The organism is Azonexus hydrophilus (genome assembly GCF_038368255.1).
GTDB lineage: Bacteria > Pseudomonadota > Gammaproteobacteria > Burkholderiales > Rhodocyclaceae > Azonexus > Azonexus hydrophilus.
The window spans coordinates 2,361,635-2,374,661 of sequence record NZ_CP151406.1 but is presented as its reverse complement, the minus strand read 5'-3'; the positions used below and the strand labels follow the sequence as shown (position 1 = coordinate 2,374,661).

General features: G+C 50.3%; 11 protein-coding genes. 9 read left to right on the top strand and 2 right to left on the bottom strand.

Annotated elements, in window-relative coordinates:
- Window positions 1-28: 28 nt before the first annotated feature.
- Both AADV58_RS11405 and AADV58_RS11400 read right to left on the bottom strand, forming a co-directional pair.
- Window positions 29-736: a class I SAM-dependent methyltransferase gene (locus AADV58_RS11405; protein WP_341743235.1), complete on the bottom strand. Its 708-nt coding sequence runs from the start codon at window positions 734-736 to the stop codon at window positions 29-31.
- A gap of 76 nt (window positions 737-812) precedes the next feature.
- Entirely contained in the window at window positions 813-1,841 is a 1,029-nt protein-coding gene (locus AADV58_RS11400; protein ID WP_341743234.1) for a GSU2403 family nucleotidyltransferase fold protein, read from the bottom strand.
- A 463-nt stretch (window positions 1,842-2,304) separates the two neighbouring features.
- Between AADV58_RS11400 and AADV58_RS11395 the strand changes: the two genes are divergently transcribed.
- The 9 genes from AADV58_RS11395 to AADV58_RS11355 all read left to right on the top strand — a co-directional run bounded on the left by AADV58_RS11395 (window position 2,305) and on the right by AADV58_RS11355 (window position 12,964).
- Window positions 2,305-3,651 carry an RNA-binding domain-containing protein gene (locus AADV58_RS11395; RefSeq protein WP_341743233.1) on the top strand — a complete coding sequence of 449 codons (1,347 nt, stop codon included), beginning with the start codon at window positions 2,305-2,307 and terminating at the stop codon, window positions 3,649-3,651.
- 5 nt (window positions 3,652-3,656) lie between these two features.
- Window positions 3,657-4,838 (top strand): nucleotide sugar dehydrogenase, encoded by a 1,182-nt coding sequence (locus AADV58_RS11390; protein ID WP_341743232.1) that lies wholly within the window; start codon window positions 3,657-3,659, stop codon window positions 4,836-4,838.
- Window positions 4,839-4,844: 6 nt separating this feature from the next.
- Window positions 4,845-5,885: a GDP-L-fucose synthase gene (locus tag AADV58_RS11385; protein WP_341743231.1), complete on the top strand. Its 1,041-nt coding sequence runs from the start codon at window positions 4,845-4,847 to the stop codon at window positions 5,883-5,885.
- A complete protein-coding gene (locus AADV58_RS11380; protein WP_341743230.1) occupies window positions 5,878-6,723 on the top strand; it encodes a KilA-N domain-containing protein in 846 nt (281 codons plus the stop codon). The genes AADV58_RS11385 and AADV58_RS11380 overlap by 8 nt, the downstream gene beginning before the upstream one ends.
- 23 nt (window positions 6,724-6,746) lie before the next feature.
- The gene (gene gmd, locus AADV58_RS11375) at window positions 6,747-7,892 is read left to right on the top strand and encodes a GDP-mannose 4,6-dehydratase (RefSeq protein WP_341743229.1); all 1,146 of its coding nucleotides are present in this window, start codon (window positions 6,747-6,749) and stop codon (window positions 7,890-7,892) included.
- A gap of 335 nt (window positions 7,893-8,227) precedes the next feature.
- A complete protein-coding gene (locus AADV58_RS11370) occupies window positions 8,228-9,058 on the top strand; it encodes a hypothetical protein (protein WP_341743228.1) in 831 nt (276 codons plus the stop codon).
- 79 nt (window positions 9,059-9,137) lie between these two features.
- A complete protein-coding gene (locus AADV58_RS11365; RefSeq protein WP_341743227.1) occupies window positions 9,138-10,409 on the top strand; it encodes an oligosaccharide flippase family protein in 1,272 nt (423 codons plus the stop codon).
- Between the two features lie 36 nt (window positions 10,410-10,445).
- Window positions 10,446-11,657 carry a glycosyltransferase family 4 protein gene (locus AADV58_RS11360; protein WP_341743226.1) on the top strand — a complete coding sequence of 404 codons (1,212 nt, stop codon included), beginning with the start codon at window positions 10,446-10,448 and terminating at the stop codon, window positions 11,655-11,657.
- Window positions 11,657-12,964, top strand: coding sequence for a hypothetical protein (locus tag AADV58_RS11355; RefSeq protein ID WP_341743225.1), 1,308 nt, complete (start codon window positions 11,657-11,659; stop codon window positions 12,962-12,964). Before AADV58_RS11360 ends, AADV58_RS11355 begins: the two co-directional genes overlap by 1 nt.
- Window positions 12,965-13,027 lie beyond the last annotated feature (63 nt).

The window sequence follows — 13,027 nt, the reverse complement described above, 5'->3', positions numbered from 1 at the left end:
AGTTCGGTTAATCCGCTTCTTCGTCAAATCAGCCCTTGATCAGCAAGTCCACCCGCTGCGGATTGATGAAAGTTGCCCCGGTCGGTGTCATGAACGAATCGAAGCGTTCGCGCACCGCTGCGTAAAGCGCCGGCGAGAGTTTGTGGTCGTTGTGGGTGACGCGGATCATCCGGGCATCGAACTCGGCAAAGTCCGTGAAGAAACTGCGCGTGTTGAAGAACAACTGCTGCTGCAGGCGCAGCGGGCCGCGTTCGACGGCGCGGCAGACGGCCGCGAAAGCTTCCTCGCGCACCGTCTTCTCGTCGTGGAAGAGGCGGAACACCTCGTTCAGGTCGCCCGCGTACACCGGCTCCGAAATCCACGCCACGCCGCCGGGGCGCAACACGCGGGCGATTTCCGTCAGCGCCTGATCCATCAGCGGCACCGGCACGTGGTGCAGCGACTTGAACATCAGCACGATATCCACGCTCGCATCCGCCGCCGGAATCGCCTCCGCGCCGCCATGCGCGAAACGCACCATCGGCAGATCGGCCGTCTGCAGATTCTTCGTGTGCTGGATCACATCAACTTCCGTCGCCACGATCTCGCGCACCCGGCCCGTTTCCGCCAGCAAGCGCGTCTTTTCCGCCCGGCCGCAACCCAGCTCCAGAACTCGCGCGCCATCGAAGGGCAGAGTCTCCAGCATCAGCTTCACTTCATTGACCAGGGGGCTTTCGGCGGGGTTGGCGATCAGCATGGCGGACTCGGTAACTTGAAAATCAGAATATTAACAGACGGTGATGGATGGCCGTTGCGGCCAGCACAGATACCCATTAACGCTTAACGCATTCGCGGATCAGCGCATGACAAGCTTCGTGTCGGGCCAGCAGCTTTTCCAGTGCGCCCGACTGCAAGGCTGCGGCCCGTTTGACTTCTTCTGGCGCGGCATCGAAGGCGCTAGTCAGGTTTTCTGGCTCGGTTTCAGCCAAAACGGCCGCCAGCGTTGCCGCCTGCAACCTGTCTTTGGCAGCCTTCTCGGGGAATCCTCGGCGATTGGCGGCGGCGTACAGTTTGTGCCAGACCAGTCGGGAGGCTTCCGGCAGGTGAAGGGGAATGCAATGCCCGCCGGCCAGCAGCGTCGCCGGTACCGGGTCGGCGAGCAGGTAGTCGTAATGCGGAATGGCTTGAGCCGCCCAGGACAACTCGGGAATCTGGATGATGTGGCCCAAAGGCGCGCCCGGCGCCAGAATGTCCACCCGCAAACCTTGCACCCCCGGCAACTTGACCGATGTCGAAGACTGCGTAGAAGGAAAACCGGGAACCTCGGCAAATGGCAGCCCGGTCGCCTGGAGGGTTTTCAGAAACTCAAGCGGTGCAGCCAGCTTGAGTGTCTGCCGACGGGCAAGATCGATATCCTGCGTGCGTGCACTGACCGCAATCGCACCAAACTCGTTGAGCCAGGCCATATAAGCCAGTGTTCCGACAAGCACCAAGCCAGCCTCGAAGGCGCCAAGCTTGTGCAGTTCAACCAATACGCGCGCGACAGCCTTGTCGGCAACCTGAAACCCCAGCTTGCGCAAAGCCGATACCTGCTTGGCAGACCAGCTGGCGAAATCGATCCTGTCCTGCATCGCATCTCGGCCAGCCGTGTCATCCTCCCGGCAAACCAAAGTTTCCGATTGTTTGCCAGGGACAGAATAGTAAACGCGATACCAGTAACCGCTACCGGAGCCCCGGCGCAGATAAAGTGTGCCCGGCGTTCCCGGCAACAGGGGGCCGGCCTGCAGGCTACGCTCCTTCAACTCGGCGTACTGGGTGAGAAAAGCCAGTTCTTGCGGGCGATAAAGCGGCGTTATCAGCATGGTTACCCAATAAAAAACAAATTCGTTGGGTAATTTATCACAGGCGCCGGATTTGTAGCGTCATCGCGAGCAATGCTGGCAAAATCAGGCTCCTAGCCTCGTATAGCAGTCATATCTCATGGCAGAGCCTTGGGATGAGCAAGAGTTCGTGAACGATCTGATTCAAGCCACCAATCAGGTGCTGACTGCTATGTTGCCGTGAGCGCCGAACGGATATAAGCGCAACCCGCTCCCGAAACACTGTTTCTATGCCAAATCGCATACCCCGGTATGCACACGTGTTGCACTGCAAAATATTTCTTCATCATCGTGGGCAAAGCTGGCAAAATCAGGCCGCCAGCCTTGTAAAACCGTCATTCCAGGGGGGAGTGTTGTAGGTATTGGCATATATGTTTCAGGTTTGCCAAGAACATGAAAATCGCTATCGTCGGAACCGATGTTGGTGATTTACATGAAACATGCGATGACCAATTTCCTGTCCCAGCTTCCTGTTGGCGAAACGCAGCGCCTTGAGTTCAAGGCCTCGTTCGACAAAGCGACCATCGAGTCGCTGGTCGCGTTCGCCAATGCGCGGGGTGGAAAGGTGCTGGTTGGCGTATCGGATGCAGGAAAAATCATCGGCACCACCGTTGGCAAAGAAACGCTCAACGAATGGCTGGTGCAGATCAAGTCAGCCACCAGTCCGTCACTGATTCCGGACATCGCGCTGCACCAGGTCGATGGCAAGCAAGTTGTCGAAATCGACATCCAGGAATTCCCGGTCAAGCCTGTTTCTACAAAAGGTCGTTACTACAAGCGCGTCGCCAGCTCAAACCACCCGCTCAGTGCTGGCGAAATAGCCGACCTCTACCTGCAATCCCTGCAACTCTCCTGGGACGCCTACGAAGCCCCGGGTTATACCTTCGTCCAACTCTCCACCGCGAAAATCGAGCGCTTCATCCGCCTCGTCAATCAGCACGGACGCTTTACGCTGGAAGAGGGCGACGCAATGTGCGCCCTGCAAAAACTCAACTACCTCAAGAACGGCCAGCCCACCTGGGCGGCGGTACTGCTCTTTGCCCAGGAACCGCTGCGCCACAACATCCACATCGGCCGCTTCAAAACCCCCAGCACCATCATCGACGACCGCCAGTTCACCGACACCCTGTTTGAAGTCGTCGAACAGTCGATGAAGTTCATCGTCTCCCACATTGCCGTTGCCTTTGAATTCGACGGCAGCGTGCAACGCAAGGAACGCTTTGCCTACCCGTTGCCCGCCATCCGCGAAGCACTGATCAATGCCGTCGTACATCGCAGCTACACCGACCCCAACGACATCCAGATCAAGATTTTCGACAACAAGATCAGCATCTTCAGCCCCGGCACCTTCTACGGCGGCCTTACCGTCGCCGAAATCCAGCAAGACAGCTACCGCTCCAGCCTGCGCAACAAACTCGTGGCTGAAGGCTTCTACCTCATTAACGTCATCGAAAAATACGGCAGCGGCTTCGTCCGCATTCGCCGGGCAATGGCCGAATACCCGGAAGTGCGCTTCAGCATCGAAGAAGCCCAGGGCGGGGTGTGGGCGGTGTTTGAGCTTGAGGGAGTAACTGAGGGAATAACTGAGGGAGTAAATGGGGGTGTAAGCCTCTTGCTCACCCATATTCAGAAAGAGCCTGGATTGCGGGCTCCCATGCTGGCGGCGAAGATGAACACGTCGGTAAAAAATATCGAACGGTGGCTGAAACAACTCAAAGGCCAGCAAGCAATCGAATTTCGTGGAGCCCCAAAAACAGGGGGATACCATCCAAAGCAACAAGGAACTACCTGAAGAACATGAAAATCGCCATTGCCGGAACCGGCTACGTCGGACTCTCCAACGCCATCCTCCTGGCGCAGCATAACGAAGTCATTGCGCTCGACATCCTTCCCGAGAAGGTCGAGATGCTCAATCGCCGGCAATCGCCGATTGTTGATGCGGAAATCGAGGACTACCTGGCGAACAAGCCGCTGAATCTGAAAGCCACGCTGGACAAGCGCGAAGCCTTTGCCGGCGCCGATTTCGTCATCATCGCCACGCCGACGGACTACGACCCGGAAACCAACTACTTCAACACCGGCTCGGTTGAAGCCGTCATCCGCGATGTGCTGGCGATCAATCCGGAAGCGACGATGGTCATCAAATCGACGGTTCCGGTGGGTTACACCGCCAAGGTGCGCGAAGCCTTCGGGATTGCCACCGGCAAGCCGGTGAATCTGATCTTCTCGCCGGAATTCCTGCGCGAGGGCAGGGCGCTGTACGACAACCTGCACCCGTCGCGCATCATCGTTGGCGACAAGAGCGAACGCGCCCGGACCTTTGCCGGCTTGCTCCAGCAAGGCGCGATCAAGCAGGACATCCCGGTGCTTTACACCGACAGCACCGAAGCCGAAGCGGTGAAGCTGTTCTCCAATACCTACCTGGCGATGCGCGTGGCCTACTTCAACGAGCTCGACACCTACGCCGCCACGCACGGGCTGGACACCCGGCAGATCATCGAAGGCGTCTGCCTCGATCCGCGCATCGGCAGCCACTACAACAACCCGAGCTTCGGCTACGGGGGCTACTGCCTGCCCAAGGACACCAAGCAACTGCTGGCCAATTACCGCGAAGTGCCTCAGAACCTGATCCACGCGATTGTCGAATCGAACACGACGCGCAAGGACTTCATCGCCAGCGACATCATCCGCAAGAACCCCAAGGTGGTCGGCGTCTATCGACTGGTGATGAAAGCCGGCTCGGACAACTTCCGGGCGTCGAGCATCCAGGGGATCATGAAGCGGCTCAAGGCCAAGGGCATCGAAGTCATCATCTACGAACCGAACCTTGTCGAGAGCGAGTTCTTCCGTTCTCGGGTGGTCAAGGACCTCGCCAGCTTCAAGCAGGAAGCCGACATCATCATTGCCAACCGCAACACCGATGACCTGGCCGATGTGGCGGCCAAGGTCTACACCCGCGACCTGTTCGGGGGAGACTGAAACAACATGAACAAACAAGCAAAAATCTACGTCGCCGGCCACCGTGGCATGGTTGGCTCTGCCATCGTCCGCCAGCTCAAGGCCGCCGGGTGCGAGAACATCGTCACCCGCACCCACGCCGAGCTTGACCTGACCAACCAGGCTGCCGTCAACGCCTTCTTCGCCGCCGAAAAGCCCGAACAGGTCTACCTCGCCGCTGCCAAGGTCGGCGGCATCTACGCCAACAACACCTACCCGGCGCAGTTCATCTACGAAAACCTGATGATCGAAGCCAACATCATCCAGGCCGCGCACGCCAACGACGTGCAACAACTGCTCTTCCTCGGCTCCAGCTGCATCTACCCCAAGGCCGTACCGCAGCCCATGCGCGAAGACGCCTTGCTCACCGGCGTGCTCGAAGCCACCAACGAACCCTACGCCATCGCCAAGATCGCCGGCATCAAACTCTGCGAAAGCTACAACCGCCAGTACGGCCGCGACTACCGCAGCGTCATGCCGACCAACCTCTACGGCCCCGGCGACAACTACCACCTCGCCAACAGCCATGTGCTGCCGGCGATGATCCGCAAGCTCCACCTGTGCAAGCTCGCCCAGGCCGGCGACAGCGCCGGTATTGCCGCCGACGAAGCCAAATACGGCGAAATCCCCGCCGACATCCGCGCCATGATGCAAAGCGGCAAAGTCACCCTGTGGGGCACCGGCACCCCGTACCGCGAATTCCTCCACGTCGACGACATGGCCGCCGCCAGCATCTTCGTCATGAACCTGGACAAGCCCACCTACGACGCCAACACCCAGCCCATGCTCAGCCACATCAACGTTGGCTACGGCAGCGACCTGACGATCAAGGAAGCCGCCTACACCGTGGCCGAAGTTGTCGGCTATCAGGGCGAAATCGAATTCGACACCAGCAAGCCCGACGGCACCTTCCGCAAGCTCATGGACAGCAGCCGCCTGGAAAAGCTCGGCTGGAAAGCCACCATAGACCTCAAGCAAGGCCTGCAGCAGGCCTATGTGGATTACCAGAGGGAGAGTCGGGGTGGCTAAACCTGTCAAGCGTCGCACGATTTCGGTACAGGGTACTGATGTCACCATTGCGACCCGCGAGGATCAGGACTACATCTGTCTGACCGACATGATCAAAGCCAAGGATGGTGACTTTTTTGTTTCGGACTGGCTGCGCAACCGCAACACCATCGAGTTCCTCGGGATTTGGGAAGGCATCTACAACCCCGGGTTTAATTATGGCGAATTCGCCATAATTAAAAGCCAGGCTGGCCTGAACAGTTACAAGATCAGCGCCCGTGAATGGGTAGAGCAGACTGGCGCCATCGGTATTTATGCGGCACCGGGGCGCTACGGCGGAACGTATGCCCACAAAGATATCGCCTTTGAATTCGGAATGTGGATCAGCCCCGAATTCAAGCTCTATCTGATCAGGGAATTCCAGCGTCTCAAAGACCAGGAAGCGCGTGCCGCATCGTTGGAGTGGAATTTCCAGCGCACGCTTTCCAAGGTCAACTACAGAATCCATACAGATGCCATCAAGGCTCACCTGATTCCCGCACAGCTCACGAAATCACAGATCACCACGGTCTATGCCTCAGAAGCCGATAGGCTCAACATGGCCTTGTTTGGTATGACGGCAGCCCAATGGCGAGCAGCGAACCCGGAACAAGCCGGAAACATGAGAGATGCTGCAAGCATTGAGCAACTGGTTGTGCTCTCCAACCTTGAGAGCATCAATGCCATGTTGATACATCAAGGCGTCGACGTTCAGGAGCGGCTCAGCCAACTGAATGCGATGGCGATCCTGCAAATGAAATCCTTGCTCGCCCACGCGGGCATAAAGCAACTCACCACTGAAACCCAAAAATTGAAATAACCCAGTCCCAAGGAAAAACAACAATGACCACCCAAACCAAAAAAACCGCCCTCATCACCGGCGTTACCGGCCAGGACGGCTCCTACCTTGCCGAATTCCTGCTCGAAAAGGGTTACGAAGTGCACGGCATCAAGCGCCGCGCCTCCTTGTTCAACACCCAGCGCGTCGATCACATCTACGAAGACCCGCACATCGACAACGCCCGCTTCAAGCTCCACTACGGCGATCTCTCCGACACCTCCAACCTCACCCGCATCCTGCAGGAAGTGCAACCGGACGAGGTCTACAACCTCGGCGCCCAATCGCACGTGGCCGTCAGCTTCGAAGCCCCGGAATACACCGCCGATGTCGACGCCATTGGCACCCTGCGCCTGCTCGAAGCCATCCGCTTCCTTGGCCTGGAAAAGAAAACCCGCTTCTACCAGGCTTCCACCTCCGAACTCTACGGCCTGGTCCAGGAAATCCCGCAAAAGGAAACCACGCCCTTCTACCCGCGCAGCCCGTATGCCGTCGCCAAGATGTACGCCTACTGGATCACCGTCAACTACCGCGAAGCCTACGGCCTCTACGCCTGCAACGGCATCCTGTTCAACCATGAAAGCCCGCGCCGTGGCGAAACCTTCGTCACCCGCAAGATCACCCGCGGCCTCGCCAACATCGCCCAGGGGCTGGAAAGCTGCCTGTACATGGGCAACATCGATTCGCTGCGCGACTGGGGCCACGCCAAGGACTACGTGCGCATGCAATGGATGATGCTGCAACAGGACAAGCCGGAAGATTTCGTCATCGCCACCGGCGTGCAATACAGCGTACGCCAGTTCATCAGCTGGAGCGCCGAACACCTGGGCGTGACCCTGCGTTTTGAAGGGCAGGGCGTGGACGAAGTCGGCATCGTCGCCGCCATCGAAGCGCGAAATGGCGAAATTCTGGCCCCCGCGCTCAAGGTCGGCGACATCATCGTCAAGATCGACCCGCGCTACTTCCGCCCGGCCGAAGTGGAAACGCTACTTGGCGACCCGAGCAAAGCCAAGGCGAAACTCGGCTGGGTACCGGAAATCACCGTGCAGGAAATGTGCGAGGAAATGGTCGCGCATGATCTGGAAGCGGCCAGGCGGCATGCGTTGTTGAAGAAGCATGGCTACGATATTTCGGTAAGTTCGGAAAGGTAATAAGCTAATAAAAAATAATGTCGCTGGCGTTGTTGGCTTAAGCTGAATCCAGTAGGACAGTACATGCGGTGGCGTGATTTATGAACGCGCTATTGCTTATGAGAAACCCGGTTGCATTGCTTACTATCTGCTGAAAATTATTATTAATATACTGAATAAGATTAATGATACGAGAATCCAAAATTGGGTACATTCCGTTCGAGAACCCTGATAACGCATACACTGAAAGAACTGTAGAGATTCTTTCACGGCTTGGGGTCGTTTCTAAAGTGCCAAGCATTCGAGAGTGGTTGACTAGTCCTTTGTCATATAAGCCGCGTTGCTACGATTTCATAGTGGCAAATTGGATTGAGAACTGTATTGTTAATGAAAAAGGTCGAATTTCGGCTCTTGGTATAGCAAGATTTATATTTAAAATTATTTTGATAAAAGTAATGTCACGAAAATCAATTTTTGTTAGACATAACAATTACCCACATAATTCATCAACCCAGACTGGTCTTTGGGCAGGCCGCATCATCGACATTGCTGAGAAAGCTTTTGATCATGTAATTACTCACTCCGGGCACAATGAAACAACAAATAGAACATACATACCACACCCCCTTTATAAGTTTCCAGTAACAGTTAGAAATAACAAAAAATCAGAACATCCAAGAAATTACTTTCTAATCTTTGGTCGGATACTGCCCTATAAGAAGATCGAGACGCTTGTCAATGTGATTTCGCCCAACGTCAGAGTTGTCATTGCAGGAAGCGCGCCAGACAAAGCGTATGTCGATTATCTTTGCCGATTGTCTGCTATGAAGGATATTGAAATTATCCCAAGGTATATTAGTGACGAGGAAGTGCTTGATATTGCTAAAAAATCACTTGGAATTGTAATAACGCATAATGATAAAAATGTAATTGTAAGTGGCACCTTTTTTTACGCTCTTAGTATTGGAGTACCTCTTTACACTGTTTCAACTCCTTTTTTTGAATGGGCTTGTCGTAATCTTGACTTGCCACAGTTGTATGTCGAAAAGGACATTCAGGGTCTTTCCGAATTATTGGAGCGCAGATTGAAACCGCACCCGCCCCTTGATATCGCCGTGAAGGAATTGATAGAGAGCTTATTTGGTGATGAAGTAATAGAAAAAAAATGGTCTAAAATTATTAACTGAATTTTGGTTAGTAACCACAAAGTAAGAATTTACTAAGTTGATAAAAAAATCACATTTATACAAAGCAATCTACAAAAGCATGCTTGGCCGCTATGCTGTCTACGTGGTTAACTTGCTTTCGATGATGATACTTGCTCGAATATTCACCCCCGAAATATTCGGCACGGTCGCTGCTATCATGGTTTTTTTCGTTTTTTTCCAGCTAATGGCAGAAGCTGGCTTGGGCCCAGCCATCATCAATTTGCAGCAAATGGATGCAGAAGACCGCGACGGGCTCTTTGGTTTGACAATAATAATTGGCCTGCTACTGGCCATTTTGTTCGCTGCGCTTGGACCGCTATTCTTGATGTTTTATCAACTTCCGCGCGTAGATGAAGTCGTACCCTATATCGCAATCAGTCTGCTATTTTTTTCCACCTGTATTGTCCCAAATGCTTTACTACTGAGAGAGCAAGCTTTTTTCAGCATCGCCAATGGAGGTCTGCTTGCCGAAACATTGAGCACAGCAGCCACTATCATCCTCGCCCAACTCATCGACCCTTTACACGCTTTAGCTGCTAAAGGAGCCTTCAGTGCCGCGACACAATTTTTGGTCATCTGGTACTTCTCGGGAAAAACAGAAATCGGCAGACCGCTGCCCGGAAGGAAGTTTTCTGCAATCAAGCCGCTGTTAGGTTTCTCTAGCTATCAGCACGGCTTCAACTTCATAAATTATTTCTCACGAAACCTCGACAACATTCTGGTCGGCAAATACATGGGGGCATCTGCCTTAGGGGTCTACGATAAGGCTTATCAATTAATGAGATATCCCTTGTTGTTACTTACTTTTGCTATGACACCAGCTATTCAGCCGGTGCTTAGAAAGTACGCTGGTGACTATCATAAAGTAGAGGAGATTCATCAGGATTTTACCTTTAAACTTTCGTTGCTTGGTGTAATTGCCGGATTCCTTGTTTATATTTTAGCTGATTTAATGGTTTCAATTTTACTTGGTAGTAATTGGAGTGAAGTTATTCCAATTATAAAAATTTTAGCAATTTCTATACCGGTTCAGGTTGTTTTGTCCACAAGTGGAAGCTTCTATCAAGCAATGAATAAAGCTGATCTTTTATTTCACTGTGGAATATTTAGTTCAATTGTGGTGACGATTTCTGTGTTGATTGGGATTTTTTTAAAAAATATTGAGATTCTCTGTTGGGGTTTGGTCGCGGCGTTTCACTTGAGTTTCGTGCAGGCATATTACTATATGTACAAAAAAGTATTTTTTTCTCAAGTTAGGCGTTTTTTTATAAGAATGTTGCCGATGTTTAGTTATGCATTTGCAATGGTTGCTTGGTCGATTAATTATTGACTTAACTTATTGGTTTTTGAAGGTTAATAAAAAGTTATGAAAATAATGTATGTAAATAGCTTTTATGCACCAAATATATTAGGTGGCGCAGAAGTGACTTTGCAGGCCTTGGTTGAGGGAATGAGTAAATTTGGTCATGATGTGGTGGTTGTTGCTACAGGAGATAATCCCGGTATTTTGGAAGAGAGTGTCAATGGTATTAGAGTATTAAGAGTTGGTATTGATAATTATTATTGGGGCTACTCTAAGGAAAAAAAACCAAAAATTAAACGGTTTTTATGGCATTGCAAAGATGCATTCAACACGAGAATGGCAGACAATTTACAGAAGATCGTTGCCTCTGAGAAACCTGACTTATTAAGCTCTCATAATCTTGCTGGGTGGTCGTCCCTCGTTTTGGAAAAAATAAAATCAAAAGAGGGTGTTCCAATAGTGCAGGTGCTACATGATTATTATAATTTGTGCCCAAAAAATACCATGTACAACAAGAATTCACCTTGCAAAAAGCAATGCTTAGCGTGCAAAGTTTTAAGAATAAGAAGTAAAAAATATTCTGAGTCGGTTGATGCGGTAATTGGTGTTAGTCGTTTTGTACTAGATGAGCATTTGAAATATGGTTATTTCAAAAACGTAAAAATTGCTACTGCTATTCATAATGTTCGTAGCCAAAATTATTTGATTAATGCTGGCGGCAAGGAAGACAGAAATGGTGCTCTGAGAATTGGTTTTATTGGTGCTTTGTCAAGAGAGAAAGGGATAGAGTTTCTTATAGATAGCTTTTCTTCTATCAAGTCAAACATCGGCAACGTCGAATTGCATATTGCAGGGATCGGCGATAGTGAATACGAAAAATATCTGAAGTTGAAAGCAGGTCCCTCGGTTTTTTTTCTTGGTCAGTTAAGACCAAGTGAATTTTATAAAAGAATTGATCTCCTAGTGGTTCCTTCCTTGTGGAATGAGCCACTAGGCATGGTTGTTCCTGAAGCATTTCGATGCGGCGTACCCGTTATTGGCTCTGTAATGGGAGGAATACCTGAAATGATAAATAGCGGCGTTAATGGGTTTCTATTTGACCCTAGAATTGATAACGATCTCGTTCGTGTAGTTTGTGATGCGGTTAGCCAGCCTGCCTTATTGGAGTCCGTTCGAACTAACTGTTTGAAGAGCTCTGATGGGTATTTCGACGTTGATGCTTGGTTAGGAAAATATAATAACATTTACAATAAAGTACTTTGTGAAGAGATGTAATGGAACTTACTTATATAGGTGCTGTCTGGTTGGTTATTTTGCTAACTGGTGTTTTATTTGATCGAAGATTTTATTTTATTGCGATGCTGGTCGCGGCTGGCTTTTATGCCTCCGCGTTTGTTAACTTTGGAGAAAAGGGAGTTTCTGTATTTGTTGTTTCGCAGATTGTTTTTATAGCACGTTTTTTTAATGTGATTATGGTGGGGATTGGTTTAATACCTGCTTGGATGAATTATGCAAAATTTTTATTAGTCTATTGTTTTTTGTCTATTGTAATTGCTCCGTTATTTTTCTCGGATTTATATGTTTTTCCGCCAGATCAAGGAATGGATATCTGGCTGATTAGTACTGGCATGCCTTTGGATGGTGGGTGGTTTGGTATTTATCAAGCTATTTATTTGATGTTGAATTTTGTAACTGTTTATATTTGCTTTGTTGCAAGAAAAGAGTTGATTAGTGTATCCAATACTTCGATAAATTTGCTTGTGTTTTTTATTGTTCTAATAGGTTGGTGGGAGTTATCCGGTGCTCTTGCAGGGGTTTGGTACCCGAGAGATTTTTTTGTTAATAATTCAGGTTTTGCACTGCTTGCTGGTCAAGAGTTAGATTTTGGATTTGTACGATTGAGCGGCGCATTTCCAGAGCCTTCGTATTTTGGTGCTGTGATATCTGGAGTTTTTTGGTATTTGTTTTCAAAAAAGAATCTAGGTAAGTTATTGTCTGTTATATGTGTGGCTCCTCTAATTATTTATTCCCTTTCTGGCTCAGCTGTTGTCTCGTTTATTACGGGTGCTTTGATTTGGTTGTACTTAAGTAAAAAGCATCATGCAGTTGTCTATTCTTTGCTATTGATTATATTAATAATTCCTGTGTATGGAGTTTTGGTTTCTGGGGATTTTGGATACCTGTTTGATAAGTATATTTTCAATAAATTGGACTCGACTTCAACAGCAATACGAGTAGGTGTCAATAATCGCTCTTGGGAATTGCTGTTCGATACATACGGATTCGGAGTTGGCTTTGGTAATCATAGGTCCTCTAGTGCGTTGTTGACTATATTGGCGACGATTGGTTTTTATGGTTTGTTTTTTTACATGGCGTTCATTTTTGATTTGATTGTAAAGCCGTTGTTAAAGTGCCGCGTTTCTTCAACAAATTTGGTGCATGCTCCAATATTTGCTTTCTTTGGTTCTATTTTTGGATCGATGTTGATTTCAATACCCGATGTTAATTTTTATATATTTTGGGCGTTGGTATTTATGGTGGTGGTGCTTTCTTGTTTAAAAGATGTAAAAGGGTCTAATTGATGCTAGTTATTGATGGAATAATATACTCTTGGTTTGGGAGAGGAGGGATTGGAGTCTATTTCT

Bases quoted from the DNA above. Each gene is read 5' to 3' on its own strand.
- AADV58_RS11355 (WP_341743225.1), top strand. From the start codon at position 11,657: ATGGAACTTACTTATATAGGTGCTGTCTGGTTGGTTATTTTGCTAACT.
- AADV58_RS11405 (WP_341743235.1), bottom strand. From the start codon at position 736: ATGCTGATCGCCAACCCCGCCGAAAGCCCCCTGGTCAATGAAGTGAAG.
- AADV58_RS11360 (WP_341743226.1), top strand. From the start codon at position 10,446: ATGAAAATAATGTATGTAAATAGCTTTTATGCACCAAATATATTAGGT.
- AADV58_RS11385 (WP_341743231.1), top strand. From the start codon at position 4,845: ATGAACAAACAAGCAAAAATCTACGTCGCCGGCCACCGTGGCATGGTT.
- gmd (WP_341743229.1), top strand. From the start codon at position 6,747: ATGACCACCCAAACCAAAAAAACCGCCCTCATCACCGGCGTTACCGGC.
- AADV58_RS11390 (WP_341743232.1), top strand. From the start codon at position 3,657: ATGAAAATCGCCATTGCCGGAACCGGCTACGTCGGACTCTCCAACGCC.
- AADV58_RS11395 (WP_341743233.1), top strand. From the start codon at position 2,305: ATGACCAATTTCCTGTCCCAGCTTCCTGTTGGCGAAACGCAGCGCCTT.
- AADV58_RS11365 (WP_341743227.1), top strand. From the start codon at position 9,138: ATGCTTGGCCGCTATGCTGTCTACGTGGTTAACTTGCTTTCGATGATG.
- AADV58_RS11400 (WP_341743234.1), bottom strand. From the start codon at position 1,841: ATGCTGATAACGCCGCTTTATCGCCCGCAAGAACTGGCTTTTCTCACC.